The following is an 18195-nucleotide window of genomic DNA, read 5'->3' on the forward strand; positions in this document are numbered from 1 at the left end:
TTGCAATTACTCAGATTTTTCTAGGCGGAACTGACGCACAGATGTCTGTAGCTCATCAACCACACCCACCAATACTTGAAGTGAAGAAACTACCGTCTGCGTATCTGTTGCGGTGGATTGCGCGATCGCATTAGCATTTTCCATAATACCATTCACCTTCTGAGAGACTTGTGTTTGCGAAATCGTACTACTAGAAATCGTCTGTAAATAGTTATCAATAGTCTGGCTCAACTCAGCTAAGTCCTTGAGGGTATCCTTAGTTTCTTCAACCGACTGTGTACCTACAACTACTTCCGCTGTACCCACTTCCATCGCTTTCAAAACTTCTGTGGTCTCATGCTGAATGTTGGTAACCAGCAATTGAATTTCTCTGGTTGCATCAGTAACTCGGTCAGCTAGTCGCCGCACCTCATCGGCAACTACGCGAAACCCCTGTCCATTTTCGCCAGCCCTTGCCGCTTCAATCGAGGCATTGAAAGCAAGTAAATTGGTCTTTTCGGAAATGCTAGAAATAATCGATACGATTTGCGAAACCTCTTGCGATGACTCCGCTAGTTGCTTCATCTTCTTCGCTGTAGCGGCAACTGTAGACCGAATGGCTTTAATACTAACGACAGTGCGATCCATTTTTGCATCACCTTCACGGGCGGCAATTGCAGCTCGTCTTGCCACATTCGCCGCATCTTGAGCCGATTGAGCCACCTGAGCGATCGATTGGGTATTTTGTTCTACCGCTTCTAGGGCTTGAGCAATCCCATCAGACTGGGCTAAGGATGCACTGGAAAATTTCTGCACCGAGTTTTCACTTTCCTTCGCCAGAGATTCAGCATGGATTGCTGTAGATTTGACTTCTTCTACCAATTTCCGTAATTTACGAATCGTGGCGTTAAAAGCATCAGCGATCGATCCCACCACGCCATCAGTTACCTTGGCTTCAGCCGTTAAGTCACCTTTTTGTGCACCTTCAATTTCTAAGAGCAGATTGATAACTTCCCTTTGAAGTAATTCTTTCTCTTTGCGTTGAAGTTCTGCTTCTTGTTCTTTCAGCAGAGACTGTTGGGCTAGGGTCTGCTCAGACAGTTCGATACTATCAGCCATACTGTTAAATGATTGGGTCAATTCCCCGATTTCATCATTGGCAAATATCTCCGCCCGCGCCTTGCGATCGCCTAACGTAAATCGTTTAGCGATCGGGGTAAGTGCCTGCACAGGCTTAGCAACAACCCGATCTAAAAATCTTGCCAACAAAATATCCAATAGAATAACAATCGCCGCCGAAATACTTAGGGAAATCCAAGTGTTTTTCAGCAAATCATTCATTTCGGTTTCAGGTGTACCACGGACTAGAATACCGATAGGCTCATTGCCGTACATTGGTGAGCTTCCTGTATCTGTTTCGACAATTCGATTGGGAACGGCTCTAGCAGCCATTGTGTAGTAGGTATTGCCCACTAAAACTCGACCTGTCACTGTTTGTCCATTGCCCACAGCAGTTGCTCGTTTGAGTAAATCATCCGCCGCATCACCTGACATCGGCAAGTTGACATTACTTGTCTCAGAGCTAAGTTTTTCGACGGAAGTAGCGATCGCAAATTCTCCTGAAGGTTTGCGATAATAGACAGCGCTATAGCCACCTAATCCCTTTTTGCCTGTTGGCTGGATGGTTGAGGCTAGAGCTTTGACGGTATTCTCCACAATTGGTGCTTTTTGATTGACAATATCTCCTGAGATCAGGACACCAATAATTTTCTGGGTAGCAGGATCTTTAACCGCAGTGGCTGTATAGCGAATCAGCGAATCCGTCGGCGTAAATCCATTAGGTAGTGGAGGTGCTTCCTTTTGCAGATCATCAGCACTGACAATGGCGGTCGCTTTGATTTGATTGGGATCTTTGAGAATATCGCTGACTAGGTTATTGGGATCGAAGTCTTGCCCCGCGCGATCGCTATTGGCACTAATAATTACCTTGGCATCCGCCCCCACTAGAGTTGCATATTCAATCTTTCTTGCCTTAATCTCATTCTCAAGAATCTTTTTCACCTGTTCTTTTAATGGTGCGGGAATCGGCTGCTTACTAGCATAGGTACTTGCAGCACTAATTACCGCAGCATTATCTGATTGACCTCGAAAACCAAATCCCATCTGGTTAATTTTGATGTTGTAGTTGATCTCCATAACCGACACTTCTGACTGCGCCTGTTTGAACAATTGATCCTGCAAAGACCTCCCAATCAAGAATGCACCAAAACCAACTAAGGACAAAGAGAGAAATTCAGAAACTAGTAAAGCCGTAAATTGCTTCCGTCCAACGGGTAAATCATAGAACCAACTTAGAGAAGATGATTTCGGTTTCGATTCAGCTTTAACTTTTGAAGATTTGGTAGCCTTTTTAGCCTTTGGGCCATCTTTGCGGAGAGGTGATGATTGAGCTACTGGTAATGAGGCTGGTGATGAGGAGGAAACTTGTGAATTAGCCTGTGAATTGCTTGGAGAAGATAGCGCTAGCGATCGCTTCTCGTAATCTTCATTAATTGATATTAAATCTGCACCACTTCTTCCTTCACCCATCGCTTCGATCGCCTTACTCGCGATCGCGGCATATGTACCATCCTGATCCTGCTCAATAATTCGTTGATAAATCTCTCTAGCTGCTGTTAGATCTCCCTGACTCTCTAAGTCATAGGCTGAGAGAATCTGAGTCATTGGATCACTTGCCTGCGGTGAATTGCCATTAGCATGTCCTGTACCATTGCCATTGCCATTAGCAGACATAACCGTTGAAGCTAACGTATCGTTATTTGGTGTCATAGAGGTTATTAAAAATTATTAGAAATTATTAGAAGTGATTAAACAAATTAAATTTAGGAGAATGATGCGTTGCATCATTCTCCTAAAAAATCCCTATGCAGTCGAAATACCAACTAATTTAGAGCCCTCTTCACTAATCCCCACATCAGGATTTAAAATCCGAAACACCTCATTAATATTGACGATTCCATAGGTATTGCCCTCGATCTTCGCTAACCCTAACAATAAAGATTTAGAACGTAGTGGTAACTTATCTGGCACAGGAAAAAGCTTTTGCGTATCAAGGGTAATAATTTCTTCCAACCCCATCACTACACAAGCAAGACGACGGATCTCGCCATCGGACAGAACCAAACGTAGGGCGATCGCTTTCATTGTTTTTGCCAAAGGCATTGGCTGAATCCCAAAGAACTTCTCCAAGTGCAAAACCCATAACAAACTACCTCGTTGATTCGTAATACCCAACAAACAGGGATGAACGCCTGGAATAGGACTAATATCTTGAGATTGCAACTGGACAACCTCATCCACATGCTCCACTGGGATAGCAATCCGCAACAATGAGGAAACCCTAAGTCGGCAATATTCTTGAATCATAGAATTATTCTTAAATAACTGACCAAAACGATTTAACAAGTAATCCCAATTCCCGAAAGTATGACTACACTTTTGAAAATTAAAAACCAAACCTAACAAGGGTTTTAAAAACATAAAATGGCTACACCATTTTATGTTTTGGTATGCATCGGCAATTTCTAATTAACATGCTGATAAACGGTGTCTAACAATTGTTTTGGCGCAAAGGGCTTGGTCAAATAAGCATTCCCTCCCTGTCTCAAAGCCCAAAACTTATCAAATTCTTGATCCTTAGAAGTACAAAAAATAATAGGAATCTGTTTGAATTCATCCTGATTACGAATGGTGCGACATAAATCTAAACCACTTTGCCCTGGCATAATCACATCTAAAACAATCAAATTTGGTGGTGTATGATTTGATAACCATTGCCAAGCATCTTCAGCATTTCCTTGCAAAATCACATCAAAGCCAGAACGTAATAGCAAACTGGAAATAAGTTGTTGTTCTGCATGTCCATCTTCGACAACAAGTACGGTTTTCATAAAGTCTTCAATGATTTTGGGGCTTGATTTGTGAAATTAACTGGGTGAATTCACCCAACTATCAACGGCTCGAAGAGCCACCAATCGTGACATCTACATCACTACTAAGTTGATTGCTTAGATATTTATTGTTTTGGAGGAGTCGCTGAACTTTAGTAACTAGTTTGTCGGCATTTACTGGTTTAGTCACATAATCACTTGCCCCTGCAAGCTGCGCCCTCATCCGATCAATGATGCCTTCCCTTCCTGTAAACATAACAATTGGGACATTTCGCATATGTCGTGATTGGCGCAACATTGTACAGAGTTCGTATCCATCAATTTCTGGCATAGTAATGTCCATTAAAATCAGTGCTGGTTTTTGGCGGACTAATGAAGTCAGACAACTAGTTGGATCAGTTATCCCCAAAACCTGAAATCCAAACATTTCCAACACCATTTTGACTTGACGCTGGACTGTATGGCTATCATCAATACAGGCTATCAATGGGCCAGTGGGAGCCTGAAAAGCGATCGCTGCACCTGTTGAGGCGGGGAAAACCTCCAAAGTTTTATTAACAATCAATGGACTCAAACAAGCTGATAACACATGAGGTTCTTTGCCAATCTGGTGACAAATTTCGTAGATACTTAGTTTCTGCTCTAAGATATCCAACCAAACTTTCAAGCTTACATTTTGTAAGCTGATATTTGAAGATGAACTATTTTCTCCTTGAGCATTTGAGGGAACCTTGTTAGCATTTTCCCAAAAATTACTAAAGTCCTTAACTTTACTGCGATCGAGATAGATGCGCGAAAATGGAGAGGAAATGTGGGGATGGAGTTTTTGCCAAAAGCGCACATGACCAACAATCGGTTTAATTAAATCTGATAATGGTGCAGCAATTAGTACAGGCTTGATACAAACATTGGATTCAAATTTCACATAGGCTTTAGTATGTGAAATGGCATGGATTAGTGCTTCTCTAGATAAACTGAGAAGCAATCGACGAAAATCAGTAAGGGAAAGGTTATGCTCCAGTTGCCATTCATAGAGACTCTCATATTCTGATTTGTCTGCACTGAGTCTGGGTAATGGCAGATCTGGTTGTATTTGTTGCCAGAGTAACCCAAAGCGCTCAGGGCTAGAACCAATGGTGGTGGCAAAATATAGTCGAGAGCCACCAATATACAACTGCCAACCAATTGAGTCATCTTGCGGGATAGATATCGATAGACATCCTGTTAGCTCTCTTTGAGCAATAACCTGCAATAACTTATAGGGATTGTTGAGACTACCTTGCATGGAATTGGAGTACTAAATTTAACTGAATTACCAGTCAGAACTAACAGTTCCATGTAAATGGAACCTAAATCCCCGAGTATAAATACTTAGAGTATGTGTCTCGAATTCTATATTTTAGTCATTATTATGATTACCATAAGTAAAATAAGCGGAACTATGTTGTAGTTTACACTACATATACTAGCCCCTACTATCAACACTTCATACCAAAATCCAAAATCGCTACATCATTTTAGATTTTATGTTCTAAGGGTTCCACAATTCAATCAAGAACCAGATTTTTGATTAGACAACTTCGTTGTCTAATCAAAAATCTGACTCTCTATTTTACTGAAAAAACATGAAGCCATACTTACTAAAATAAAAGTGACGGAGCTTCGCTCCGTCACTTTTATTTTAGTAGAAAAACTATCCTGAAATAAGTTGATGTAATTTTTTAACTAGTTCTTGCTCTCGATATGGCTTACTGAAATAGGCATTTGCCCCCAGATCTAAAGCCAACTTTTGATCATTTTCATTGTTTTTGGTAGTAAGTACAATGATTGGTAAATGTTGGAAATCAGCATCAGCACGAATATTCGATAAAAGCTTAAATCCATCCATGTGAGGCATTTCCAAATCAGTGATCACCACGTCAACATTTAATCTCATCCCTAAGCAATCTTTGAGAAAAGCGATCGCCTCTTTGCCATCTTGAACCTGCTCAGTCAAAAATCCTGACTTAGTGAGTGTCATCGCCAGATAACGCCGCACATTGGCTGAGGAGTCAACAATTAATATTCTTGGTTGATGCGATCGCCTAACTTGATGGCTCACTAGCTCACTAGTAAATAGCCCCGAACTTTCTAAGTTTTCCGTCTTAGGCGATCGGTCTAAACTACTTTCAGAGACTGTTCCTAACTGATTGCCAAGAGGTAGCTCTGCCAAAGAATCTCCTACATTAAAAAAGTCAGAGAGGCTGCTCAAATTATCCACGCCTGAATGCGTTGATTGAGCTTCTAAAATATTCTCTTCAGGAGAGAGGAGAAATTGATTGACTAATTCCGCAGGGTTTAACAAAGCAACAGCCTGATTACTACCCAAAATTACCGTACCTAGAAAAATTTGCGGCAGGATGATATCTCCTTCAATTTGATGGAATGTTGCTTCTTGATCATGCCAACAACCATCAGTTTGTAACGCAAATAAGTGATTCTCGAAATTAACTACTAAAAATGAAGGCACTGCCTGAGCAGGTTTCTGGCTTTCGGCTGGATTGATTAATTGGGGAGAGGGGGTTGATTGGAGAGATACTTGACTCAAGCTATGCCGACAATTGAGTTTTAATGAAGAATGCAGCCGTACAATCGGGAGTACGCGATCGCGCCATTGGAGAGTCTCTAGTTGATCATAATCAAGTTCATTGAGATCGCTCGGAATCACTTCCAATATAATTTTGCTGGGAATTGCTAAGCACATTTGATTGATATCAATGAGTAGCACCCGAATTAAAGATAGGATATTCGGCAAAACCAAGGTAAATTGAGTACCTTTTCCGCTCTGAGACTGCACCGTAATAGTACCGCCCAACTCTCGCAACTTCTTTTTCACACCGCACAATTTAGTTCCTGCTTCTGCATAGGATTTACTATGCATGAGATTAAAACTTGGCTCAAAAATCAACCCAACTAACTGTTCATCACTCATATCCATAGTTGAGAAACCCGACATGCCTGCGATCGCCGCTGATTGTTCAACTTGATGGCGAATTTTTTCTATGTCAAGCCCACAACCATCATCATTCACCTTGATGATCGTGCTTTCATCGGTTTGAGTGACGATAAATTCAATCTTGCCTTGAGATGTTTTCCCTTGCTGTTGGCGCACCAGAGGAGGTTCAATGCCATGTTTAAAGGCATTCCGCAGTAATATCTCCAGAGGCTCAGCGACAGTTTCAGAGATTAATCTCTCAACTTCAACCTCAGCCCCTTGCACAACCAACTCTACTTGCTTCCCATACTGAAGCGATAGATCTCGCAAAATGCGCGGAAACTTTCTGACAAGACTAGAGATCGGATGTTTGAGGACTTGGCGCAGGTTTTTTCTTAATTGATAGACATCCTGACCCATCGCATAGGTTTGCTGTTCAGTGAGCATCAGTACATTGGTGATCTGCTCAACTGCATTTTGTAAACCCGCGATCGCTTTTTGAGGCTGACTATCTGAGCTAGATACCAACAACTGCAAGTGTTTTTGAGCATCCTCAGACAAGATTTTAATTTCACTTAAATAAATATCTAAACTACCCTTACGTACTAATAATTCTTCCGACAAATCCCCCAACATTTCTAAATGATTTAAAGGAAGTCGAATCGTGGCATCATTGACCTTTGTAACAGGTTGAACATCCAATTGACTATTATCAATAGCACTCACATCAGCATCCATTTCAGGCTTTACATCTGACTTTAAATCTGAGGACAAAGCCGAAAAATCTGCATAGGAAATTTCTTTGTCACCAAAATCCAATAGAGATAGGTCATGCCAAGCAGAATTTTGATCATCAGGAATATTTTGATAGATCGGTGATTCTTCTATAGCTGTATCAATATCTGAAGCAGGAAAATCTTCTTTGAGCATTTCCGCTAACATTAAGCTACTATCTAGTTCTGGTGGAGGAGAAATAGCAGGTTCCTTAAATTGGAGATTAGGCTCAGCATTTAGGCTGGATATAGCAAGATCTTTTGGCTCAAAAAAACTGTCGGGAGTCATCTCCTCCCCCGTATCATCATTAGATAGTTCAGACAAGTCAAGCTCAGACAAAGCGAAGTCAGACAAGTCAAAAGCAGGCACTAGATCTTCTTCATCATTCGAGTTCAGAGAAGATTCCACTGCTGTAAATTTAGCCCAAATATTATCCAGATTATTTTCAGGCTCAAGGCTATCTTCAAACCCACCTACATTCTCTACATTTATGTCATCCCCCTGCCACCTAACCCCTTGAATTTCAGTTTCATCATCATTACTTACGCCATTACCTAATAGTTGCTGGGTAGACATTTCGGAAAACATATCCGCCAACAATTCGGGGATCGGTAATCTTTCTTCATTGCTAGTTTCAAAAGAATTCTGCAAATCCTGCAAATCCCCCGTCAATTCGTCTAAATCACCCGTAAAAGAGTTTCCTAACAAATTTGGAAATAAAATCGTCAATTCAGCAGCCGAATTTCCTGAAGTATCTTGAAGCAATTTATCTGGATCTAAATCTGGATCTAAATAATAATCTTCTTGGTCTTCTTGGTCTTCTTGATCTATTTGAATCATTAGAAAACTATCGGAATTGTCTATATTATAGATTGGAGTGATATCAGCTTCTTCCTGATTAGAATCCACGCCAAAATCTAGATCAAATAGATGTAAAGCTTCTGGAGTATCTTCTAAGTTAAAAGGTTCACTTTCCCGATTATGGAATTCTAAAATACTTTGTGGTCTACTCTCATTGGCTTCCGATTCCAGATGTTCATTGATTTGAGCAAATAAGTTACGCTGTAGATCAAGCCAATCCATAGCTAAATCTATGCCTAAACAATATTCATTGATTACTTGATTGGACATATTGATGACTTCAATTATCATCTCTTTGGTAATCCAATCAAGATCAGCATGGCGATCGCGGAATTGGTTGATTAACAGCTCCAGATTATGAATTATTTCCGCAAAAGATGAGCTGGGCACATAAAAATCAGCTTTAATAGCCTCGTCTTGAAGCAACTTAATTGTAGAAATTAAGCCATCAATTTGTAGCTGGTAATTTGGCAGACTTACATCTAATTCTAAGATTTTATTTTTTAATTCATGGGTAAAAGCTTGAGCTTTCTTAGAAAAGACAGTCTTGGTTTGTGGCACTATTTCAATCATGGGAAATTCCATTACATCTATCTCTAACAAACTTCTATCTTTAAATCAGTAATAATTTACATCGTCAAAAGCATTGCTACTGTCCGCTTAAACTCTAGCGAGTTTTGAAATTAGACAAGGACTGCTGAAGTTCTCCAGAATAACCTCGTGTAGCTTTGATAAACTTAGATACTTCTGAAGAAGAAGCAAGCGTTCTCTTAGCCATATGCGAAATGTCATTCATCAAGTTAGCAACCCCTTCCGATGTCTGGGCTTGGGAAGTCGTAGCCTCAGCGATCACCACCATTAATCCATCAATTTGCTGGGAGATTCGGGCAATTTGTTGCAGGCTATCCTTAGCAGTAATCGCTAAGGCATTACTCTCTGATATTTGAGTACTACCAGAATCAACCACCGCCATCACAGCATTAGTCTCACTTTGAATATTACTGAGCAGGCTTTCCACTTCTTTAGTCGCCGCAACTGAACGCGCAGCCAGTTCCCCCACTTCTTCAGCAACTAATACAAATCCCTGATTAGTATCAGTTGATCGGGATGCTTCCAGTGTGGCATTGATAGCTAGAAAGTTGGTTTTAATAGCAATTTCATTAATTGAAGAAATTGCTTTAGCAATTTTTTGAGACACAACCCCCAAATGCTTGACGCGCTTAGCCGTTGTGGAGATTGTGTTTTGCAATTCTCCCACCTTGGACATCACCGCATCAATCGAGCGATCGCTCTCAGATAATTTTTCTGATACGAGTTGTGATGATTTCACTACTTGCTGACTATTATTGACAATTTTCGTTGCAGATAGCTTAGACATCTGCATTGTGGTTAGCGATCGCGTCACGGTATCGACCTGTCTCTGAGAGACACTCGCAAGATTCATGATCGCCTGTTCATTTTGACCAAGGGAGAAATTAACTTGGTTAGCAGAGGATTTAACTTGGCTAACAATATTTTGCAAGCCCCGAATGACATCATCAAAAAATATGGCAACATTCGCCAAACTACCATCAACCGACTGAGTGGAAACCGTAAGATCTCCATCAGTTAAAGCTTGGATATCTTTGAGCATTTGCGTCAACTGCCTCTGGATGTCTTCTTTCTGCTGGCGATAGCTCTCAACCTCAGCATGGCGCTGTACCATCTCCGCCCGTACTTTCTTACCTAAATACAAGATATTCTCATCGGATAAATCGGTATCTTGAACTTCACGTTTTTCTTCTCTCGCAAGTTTTGCCAAGACTTTAAACAACTTCACTACCTGTAACTGTAAGTCTTGCTTTTCTTGTTCTTGCTTTTGCATCATCGTCTGGAATTGTTCAGACATTTTATTAATGCTTAAGGAAATGTCTGACAACTCGTCATTTCCTTCCACACTCAATGCCCCGAAGCTGACAGCAGCCTTTCCTCGTCTAAGATCTCGTAAAGCAGCCTGAATATCTTTAAGTCTAGTACTAAGATTTCTCGACAAAGCATAGGCGATCGCGGCGACGAGCAAAGGCGTAGCCGCAATACCAATACCAATCACCAACAGTAAATTTTGATTACCTGCGATCGCCTTAGTTTTGTCTACTGTCGTTAATACATCCCAAGTCAACAGGTCAGAGGTCTGCATAGCAGGCACAGGGGCATAGGCAAGCAGTTGCCCATTGCGATCGCTCTTGACAGTATCTTGGACACCAGAGGACTGGGCCGTTCGCAGATCAGGGAGCATTGCAAAATTTGTTAACGCATCTTCACCAACTGTGACAGGTTGAGAACTAGCAATATATTTGTTAGCGCTATCAACTATATAAAAATTTCTATTCTCATTACCATTGTTACGTTCATTGGTTAAATCATTTACCAATTTTTTTACAGGAATCTCCACCTGCAAAATCAGGGTAACTTTTTGGGAAACAGAACTCTTGATTGACCTAGATGCATAAAAATGAACCCCATCTTTCCCTGCCACGGGATTGCTAAACAATACATTATCCACAGAACTTACTTTACTGAGGATACTAGGGTTAAGAGTTTGGAGGGTTTTCGATTGGCTTGACTGAGCGATTAACTCTCCATTAGTGCTAAACAACGCAATGCTGGTGTAGTCAGGATAAGCTTGACCATAGAGATTTAACCGATTAGTCAACTGCTGCTTATATTGACGTTGCTGAGCAATTGGCATTGCGGCAAGAGGATTAGTTACCTTGGGATCGGCGGACTTTAGCAAAGTATTCTGTCCGACTTCAGTCGAAACCAGCAATTTTTGCAACACTTCCACACCATTAGTCTGCTGATTTAAAAAATTTCTGGTCGCATTTGCTAAAGCGATCGCATCCGATTGCTGGGCTTGTTTGACCTTACTTAATAACAAACCATCACCCACTTGGTAAGCCGTTACACCCAAAATAATCGCAGGAACCGTCGCGACTAAAGCACCCCACAAAGTAATTTTTTGGCTGACACTAGAAAATTTAAAAATGTCCTCCAATGCGATCGCCGAAGCTCCATTTTTTCCATTAACCCTACTATACTGAGCAGCATTTTGAGAATCCATCCCCCAACCCAAAAACACTGACTCTACAGGTGGAAATTCAATTTTTTGTTTATTATGCTGGCTTACCTGCTGAATATTGGAGATCGTCTCATTCAAGATCGAAGAATCCGCCTTGCCCGTTACATCTTCCTCTAGATCCTCATCTCTAACCATTATATTCTCGACATCTCCAACTATCAGAATCGGCTCCTCTAGCAGAAGATCTTGAGGAGTAGTTGTTTCTTCGAGTTCTTGCTGAGGCTCCTTAAATAAAGCAGCGATCGCAGGTGGAGGTGGAATTACCCCATTGCCGTTAACCTGAAGCTTTCCAGAAACTTTTGGCTTGTCAGGCACATTAGCAGAAGCCCCTATTACAGTCAGTTCACTTGCTGTTGAGTCATCATGGTCGAGAATATAGGAAATACTACCATCGCCAAATGTGCTTTTTAATTTTGCACCAAGATTGCTAGACTCTAACTGCAAAGCTCGGTAGTTAGCTTCTTGAGCCTTATCAGCATAACTAGTTTCTTTGTGATTAGGGCTATTAATAGAACCTATATCTTTTGGGTGATTATTATTTGGGCTATTATTTTGACTACTATTTTGAGAAATACTAGCCAACTTATTTTGGATTTGAGCAAGCGAAGTACTTGCAAGATCAAGCAAATCTGGATCATCCGTAAGAGTTAATACCTGTTGATATTGCACCTTGGCATACTCAATCTTACCTGCCTTTCGGAAGGTTGCACCTAACCAAATATGCAGTTTGGGATTGCGAGGGTCCTCATACAACAATTCTGAGAACTGTTGCATCGCCTCTTCATACCGACCCTCTGCATAAGAGTGTAGAGCCGCCTGATACTGCGCTGTCATCATGATCGTCCCTGTATGAAAATACGTCCTTGTTTCAAGAAGGAGGCTTTAAGTCTCGACAAGTCTCCTGATAAATAATTAAACGCATTTATATGTAGATCCTCTAGCGCCATTTTGCTTGTGTTTACCAAAAAGAGTGCTATAATATTCAAGGATTTGTCGCACTTAGCTAAATAGAAATTGAAAAAACTGGTTTTATTGCTTGGATGTGATTGGCTCCTCAACCTAAAGTTGGGTGAAAGACGCGAGTCTGATCCTACTCTTTCTTGGGATGATGCCTGTGAAGGACCTAGTATGTTCCGATCGACCTTCTAACTATCAGGGTTGTAACCACCGTTAACAACCTGGGTCGATCGCTTCTCACCATAGAGAAGATTAAATATTTTCAAAACTGAATAAGCGGTTAAAAACCTCTGGCTAATAGAGATTTTTGGCGTGTGATGTTTCAAATCAGCAATATCTATCTTTTGAATGATAGTTACTGTCAATCCTGAAACATTCGTCATCGCGGAAAAAACTTTCTAGGTCATAGGCGTGCGATTCTGCTTGTTCTGTTATGGAACTCTGCTCAAATTTTTCTTGCATACATCTACAACACATAACATCTAGGACAAACAGAATCATGAAACGCGAACTACTTAAACAGACCGTTGAGCACATCGACATCAAAGCTTTTGATGTAGTCGGATTGGTTGATGCAATGGCTAACACCGCTTTTCAAGGTAGAAACCTTGGACGTGCGGCTCATATCTATGACGATATGATCAAGGATAAAGATTGCGCGATCATCCTGTGTTTGGCAGGTTCTTTATTTAGTGCGGGACTTAAGGGAGTTGTCTACGATCTCATCGCCAACAACATGGTAGACATGATTGTCTCTACAGGCGCAAACATCGTTGACCAAGACTTCTTTGAAGCCCTCGGATTTCGTCACTATGTCGGTGATACCTTTGCTGATGACACAGTACTCCGCGAAAATGCGATTGATCGCATCTATGACACCTACATCGACGAAGACGAGTTGCGCGTTTGCGACATGACGATCGCTGAAATTGCCAACTCTCTTCCTCCTCGCCCTTACTCTTCTCGCGAGTTCATCCATGAAATGGGTGCATACCTCGATAAGAATGCTAAGAACCGCCACTCAGTCGTTTTGGCAGCTTACGAGCATCAAGTTCCCATCTTCGTTCCTGCCTTCAGCGATTGTTCCGCAGGTTTCGGCTTAGTCCATCATCAGTGGTTCTCTCCTGAAGAGCATGTCAGCATCGACTCTGTACGCGACTTCCGCGAATTGACTCAGTGCAAGTTGGCAAGTCCTCACACTGGGCTATTCATGATCGGTGGTGGTGTTCCTAAGAACTTCGCTCAAGATACCGTGGTTGCGGCTGAGTTGCTTGGTTTCGAGGCAGCAATGCACAAGTATGCAGTTCAAATCACTGTTGCTGACGAGCGTGATGGTGCTCTATCTGGTTCGACTTTGAAGGAAGCACATTCTTGGGGCAAGGTGGATATTGTCCAAGAGCAAATGGTTTACTCCGAAGCCACTGTAGCGCTGCCCTTGATTGCAGGCTATGTCTACGGCAAGAAGAACTGGTGTGATCGCGCTCCTCGTCAATTGGCTCAAGTATTCAACAAGCCATCTGTTGCTACTTTTAGTAGTATTCCTGCACCCGTAGGCGTGTAAAAAAAGTAAATGGGGGGCGCTTTGCGCTCCCCCATTTACTAAAACCCCAGAGAGAGTTGCGGCGCTTTGCGCCGCAACTCTCTCTGGGGTTTTAGTTTTGTCATAACATTGATGGTTATAACTATAAGCACGATAAATATAGTGACTATTAAAGTTCTCCATCTCTCCGATATTCACCTTGGTAGTACTACCCATGGCAAAGTCAATCCACAAACAGGATTGAATACTCGCCTAGAAGACTTTGTAGCAGCATTGACAATCTGTATAGATCGCGCCATTAACGAGCCAGCCGATATCGTTCTATTTGGTGGTGATGCTTTTCCAGATGCTACGCCGCCTCCACTTGTGCAGCAAGCCTTTGCCAAGCAATTTCGTCGTCTTGCTGATGCTGGTATTCCCACGGTGTTATTAGTGGGAAATCACGATCAACATTCACAGGGAGTTGGTGGTGCAAGTTTGGCGATTTATCGCAGTTTAGCCGTGCCAAACTTCACAGTAGGCGACACGATCGCCACCCATCGGATTTCCACAGATGCAGGGGATATTCAGATTATTACCTTGCCTTGGATTACGCGATCGACTTTACTTACAAAGTCGGAAACAGAAGGCTTCTCGATGACTGAAGTAAGTCAATTCCTGATCGATCGCTTGCAAGTTGTCATCGAAGGTGAAATCCGTCAGCTTGATCCCAAGTTACCCACAATTCTACTGGCGCATGTGATGGTGGATACAGCTACCTATGGCGCGGAGAGATTTCTAGCGGCTGGCAAAGGTTTCACAATTCCATTATCAATGTTAACCCGTGAGGCGTTTGACTATGTAGCGCTCGGACATGTGCATCGTCATCAAATTCTGGCGACGCAACCGCTTGTCGTCTATCCAGGAAGTATTGAGCGAGTAGATTTTGGCGAAGAGAATGAATCGAAAGGCTATTGTTGGCTAGAAGTAGAGAAAGGGAATGTAAAGTTTGAGTTTTGTGCAATTCCGACTCGTGCTTTTCGGACAATGGAAGTAGATGTGACGCAATCGGAAGATCCACAAGCAAAGTTATTAAAAGCGATCTCCAAAGGGAAAATCGATCAGGCGATCGCCAGACTTATTTACAAGGTCAAAGCTGAGCAACTAGCCCAAATCGATGATCGCCTCTTACATGAAGCAATGGCGATCGCCCATAATTATTCGCTTATTCCTGAAGTCGTCAGCCAAAATCCGCGCACACGATTACCTGAGCTAAGTACAGCCGAGGCGCTCGATCCGATGACTGCACTTAAGACCTATCTCAGCACACGCGAAGATCTCAAAAATCTAGAACCTGAAATGCTAACTGCGGCGCAAGAATTACTCAGTGAGATTGGTTTAGGAATGGATGAACTTGATTCTATTGAAGATTCAGCCCAAGCCCAGCCTAGTCAATTGACGATAAGTTTCAATTAGTTGTGTTTGCAGTGTTTCCAGTGAAATATGGCGCAGGCTAGCGGCGCGATCGTAAATTTGCTCAATGCTAATATCATTACAATCATCGGTTTCTAAAAGGAATCTACCTTGCGGTATAGTAGCGATCGCCTGAGTCACAGGAGAGAGATCGCTTAAAATAGCGGCTCCAAAAGAAAAATAGAAATCATGCTTCAGGAGTTGTTGAAATACTTCCTCTTTCTTATTAAATCCATGAATAATCCAAGGAATTGAATGCTTAGTATTTTTTTTAAGTGCAATCAACTCCGCAAATGCTTTGACACAATGAATTACAAGTGGTTTCTGTAACTCTTCAGCAAGTTCGATATGTCTTTTAAAAATAGAAATTTGTGTTTCTAAAGGCAAATCAATATTTCGATCTAATCCACATTCTCCGATCGCTATCACCTGTGACGATTGTGCTAAATCTACAAGATTCACCCATGCCATTTCCCATGTCTCCAACTGGATAAACCAAGGATGTAAGCCAAGACTGCAAGTATTAGGTAAGGATTCAGCTTGCAATTCTGGAGCAACATGCAAAGTTTGCAGATTGATGAGATCTGAGGATTGGCGATCGCTATGTGTATGGAAGTCAATAAATAAGTACTTATACAAAATAAATTACCCAAACCTGTAAAGTTGCGCCCCTCAGGGGTGCAACTTTACAGGGTTATAATTAAAACTCATCATCTGGATCGATACCCAAAGCACGTAAACGCTCTGCAAGGCGATCAGCACGTTGACGTTCCTGTTCAGCACGTTGCTGTTCCTGCCATACTTGAATCTTTGATTGCTGTAATTGTTGATCTAACTCTACGGTCGATAAAAATGGTTGTCCATCGGGACGAAATAACTTTAATTCTTGCCCTACTACCCAATCAAAGCGGATTCCCAACAGTGGGCTCACCCAGTTGCTCATTGAGAGAATTTGGGTCAAGCGATCGCCTTGTCTATGCCAGCCTGCTAAGGTTAAATCATCAGGATCGTAAATATAATATTCCTGAATGCCATAGGTTTCATAAAATGTAAACTTCTCATCTAGAGCATCAATACCGCGACTATCTTTATTGCTTGGTGACAAAATCTCAAAAGCAACCTGTGGAGGGATATTATCCTCTAGCCATTGCTTGTAAGAGCCTCGCCTACCTTTAGGTCTGCCAAATGCAACCATCACATCTGGAGCCATACGTCTTAGGGTATAACGCACAGGATACCAAGCCAAGTCTCCTCCCACAAATACAAGGGGATCGTTAGCATACATAATCTCTAAATTTTCTTTGATAATAACAATCCAGCGAAACTGCTCGGTATTGTCAGACATAGGATTACCGTCACTATCTGGATAGTCGATCTCTGGGGCGATCGCTTCATGAGTTAATGGTTGCAGAGTCATGGATTTGCCCTCGCATAGACCTGTGCGTGATTAATATATTCTATAGGCAAACCTAAAAGAGAGTTGCGCCGCAACTCTCTTTTAGGTTTGGTTACTGCTATTCAGCAGTCTTTGCTTCTAGTTCCGCAATTCTCTTTTCTAGTTTGCGAACTGTGTGTAATAAATCTGGAAGTTGACGCTCCGAAATAACGATACGCTTCCAATCCTTTTCAGGAACGACGGGATAGCCCATCATCGTCACACCTGCGGGAACATCACTGGGAATGCCCGACTTTGCACCAATAATTGCACCATCACCGATGTGAATGTGATTAGCTGCGCCCACTTGACCAGCCATGACCACATGATGACCAAGGGTGACACCACCTGCTAAGCCCACTTGTGAAGCGAGAACAGAATGCGCCCCCACTTCGACTCCATGACCGATCTGCACAAAGTTATCCAGTTTTGCGCCTTTATGAATTACAGTAACCCCAACGGCAGGTCGGTCAACGGCGCAAGAACAGCCTAGTTCCACATTGTCTTCAATGATCACATGTCCGATTTGGGGGACTTTGTACCATGTACCATTGGGGGAAATCTCGAAACCAAAGCCATCGCCGCCTAAAACTGTGCTGGGATGGAACAAACAATTTGCGCCGATTTGAGTGCGATCGCTAATTACACAATTGGCGTGAATAGTTGTATTTGCACCAATCTCGACATCGTTGTAAATGGTGACATGGGGATAAATCGTGACGTTATCGCCAATTTTGACGCGATCGCTAATGACTACATAGGGTGCGATCGCAACGTTATTCCCCAACTGCACACCTTCACCCAAAATTGCGGTGGGATGAATACCCTGTGGCGGTGTGGGTGGTTGATAAAACTTTTCGAGAACCTTGGCGAAGAGAATGCGGGGATGGGCGGTGCGGATACAGGGCAAGGGTGACGGAGTTTTTAGATCGAGAATGACAGCACTAGCTTGGGTATCTTTGAGACGGGCGACAAATTTTGCTGATGACACAAAGGTAATTTCTCCAGATAGCGCCTTATCGATCGCAGCGACTCCCGTGATGATGGGATCGTCACCATCAGATTCAAATCGACAATCGGGGAGAGCGGCGACAAACTCGGCGGCGAGTTCAGAAAGTTTGAAAGAAATTGTTTGTGTCATGGATCTGATGTCAT

Annotated in this window: 11 protein-coding genes; 2 read left to right on the top strand and 9 right to left on the bottom strand. The window is 42.2% G+C overall.

Annotated elements, in window-relative coordinates; all coding sequences use genetic code 11:
* Window positions 1-6 precede the first annotated feature (6 nt).
* From H6G05_RS07800 to H6G05_RS07825, 6 genes are all read right to left on the bottom strand, one after another.
* Window positions 7-2808, bottom strand: a complete 2802-nt coding sequence (locus tag H6G05_RS07800) for a methyl-accepting chemotaxis protein (protein ID WP_190577635.1) — start codon at window positions 2806-2808, stop codon at window positions 7-9.
* A 93-nt stretch (window positions 2809-2901) separates the two neighbouring features.
* Window positions 2902-3405: a chemotaxis protein CheW gene (locus tag H6G05_RS07805; protein ID WP_190577636.1), complete on the bottom strand. Its 504-nt coding sequence runs from the start codon at window positions 3403-3405 to the stop codon at window positions 2902-2904.
* A gap of 158 nt (window positions 3406-3563) precedes the next feature.
* The gene (locus tag H6G05_RS07810) at window positions 3564-3929 is read right to left on the bottom strand and encodes a response regulator transcription factor (protein WP_190577637.1); all 366 of its coding nucleotides are present in this window, start codon (window positions 3927-3929) and stop codon (window positions 3564-3566) included.
* Between the two features lie 61 nt (window positions 3930-3990).
* On the bottom strand, window positions 3991-5214 hold the full coding sequence (locus H6G05_RS07815; RefSeq protein ID WP_190577638.1) for a response regulator: 1224 nt from the start codon (window positions 5212-5214) through the stop codon (window positions 3991-3993).
* A gap of 408 nt (window positions 5215-5622) precedes the next feature.
* Window positions 5623-9123, bottom strand: a complete 3501-nt coding sequence (locus H6G05_RS07820; RefSeq protein ID WP_190577639.1) for an ATP-binding response regulator — start codon at window positions 9121-9123, stop codon at window positions 5623-5625.
* Between the two features lie 82 nt (window positions 9124-9205).
* Window positions 9206-12493: a methyl-accepting chemotaxis protein gene (locus tag H6G05_RS07825; RefSeq protein ID WP_190577640.1), complete on the bottom strand. Its 3288-nt coding sequence runs from the start codon at window positions 12491-12493 to the stop codon at window positions 9206-9208.
* Window positions 12494-13112: 619 nt separating this feature from the next.
* Between H6G05_RS07825 and H6G05_RS07830 the strand changes: the two genes are divergently transcribed.
* Window positions 13113-14174, top strand: coding sequence for a 1,9-bis(guanidino)-5-aza-nonane synthase (locus tag H6G05_RS07830; protein WP_190577641.1), 1062 nt, complete (start codon window positions 13113-13115; stop codon window positions 14172-14174).
* A 141-nt stretch (window positions 14175-14315) separates the two neighbouring features.
* Window positions 14316-15608, top strand: a complete 1293-nt coding sequence (sbcD, locus tag H6G05_RS07835) for an exonuclease subunit SbcD (RefSeq protein WP_322096336.1) — start codon at window positions 14316-14318, stop codon at window positions 15606-15608.
* On the opposite strand, the gene H6G05_RS07840 is transcribed toward sbcD, so the two are convergent.
* The 3 genes from H6G05_RS07840 to lpxD form a co-directional block, all read right to left on the bottom strand.
* Window positions 15564-16244, bottom strand: a complete 681-nt coding sequence (locus H6G05_RS07840; RefSeq protein ID WP_190577643.1) for a TatD family hydrolase — start codon at window positions 16242-16244, stop codon at window positions 15564-15566. The genes sbcD and H6G05_RS07840 overlap by 45 nt on opposite strands.
* A 61-nt stretch (window positions 16245-16305) precedes the next feature.
* Window positions 16306-17022: a Uma2 family endonuclease gene (locus H6G05_RS07845; RefSeq protein WP_190577644.1), complete on the bottom strand. Its 717-nt coding sequence runs from the start codon at window positions 17020-17022 to the stop codon at window positions 16306-16308.
* 97 nt (window positions 17023-17119) lie between these two features.
* Window positions 17120-18181, bottom strand: a complete 1062-nt coding sequence (lpxD, locus tag H6G05_RS07850; protein ID WP_190577645.1) for a UDP-3-O-(3-hydroxymyristoyl)glucosamine N-acyltransferase — start codon at window positions 18179-18181, stop codon at window positions 17120-17122.
* Window positions 18182-18195 lie beyond the last annotated feature (14 nt).

This window comes from Phormidium tenue FACHB-1050 (assembly GCF_014696925.1).
Taxonomy (GTDB): domain Bacteria; phylum Cyanobacteriota; class Cyanobacteriia; order Pseudanabaenales; family Pseudanabaenaceae; genus Pseudanabaena.

Coding starts and splice junctions, on each gene's coding strand:
- H6G05_RS07800 (WP_190577635.1), bottom strand. CDS start 2,808: ATGACACCAAATAACGATACGTTAGCTTCAACGGTTATGTCTGCTAAT.
- H6G05_RS07805 (WP_190577636.1), bottom strand. CDS start 3,405: ATGATTCAAGAATATTGCCGACTTAGGGTTTCCTCATTGTTGCGGATT.
- H6G05_RS07810 (WP_190577637.1), bottom strand. CDS start 3,929: ATGAAAACCGTACTTGTTGTCGAAGATGGACATGCAGAACAACAACTT.
- H6G05_RS07815 (WP_190577638.1), bottom strand. CDS start 5,214: ATGCAAGGTAGTCTCAACAATCCCTATAAGTTATTGCAGGTTATTGCT.
- H6G05_RS07820 (WP_190577639.1), bottom strand. CDS start 9,123: ATGGAATTTCCCATGATTGAAATAGTGCCACAAACCAAGACTGTCTTT.
- H6G05_RS07825 (WP_190577640.1), bottom strand. CDS start 12,493: ATGATGACAGCGCAGTATCAGGCGGCTCTACACTCTTATGCAGAGGGT.
- H6G05_RS07830 (WP_190577641.1), top strand. CDS start 13,113: ATGAAACGCGAACTACTTAAACAGACCGTTGAGCACATCGACATCAAA.
- H6G05_RS07845 (WP_190577644.1), bottom strand. CDS start 17,022: ATGACTCTGCAACCATTAACTCATGAAGCGATCGCCCCAGAGATCGAC.
- lpxD (WP_190577645.1), bottom strand. CDS start 18,181: ATGACACAAACAATTTCTTTCAAACTTTCTGAACTCGCCGCCGAGTTT.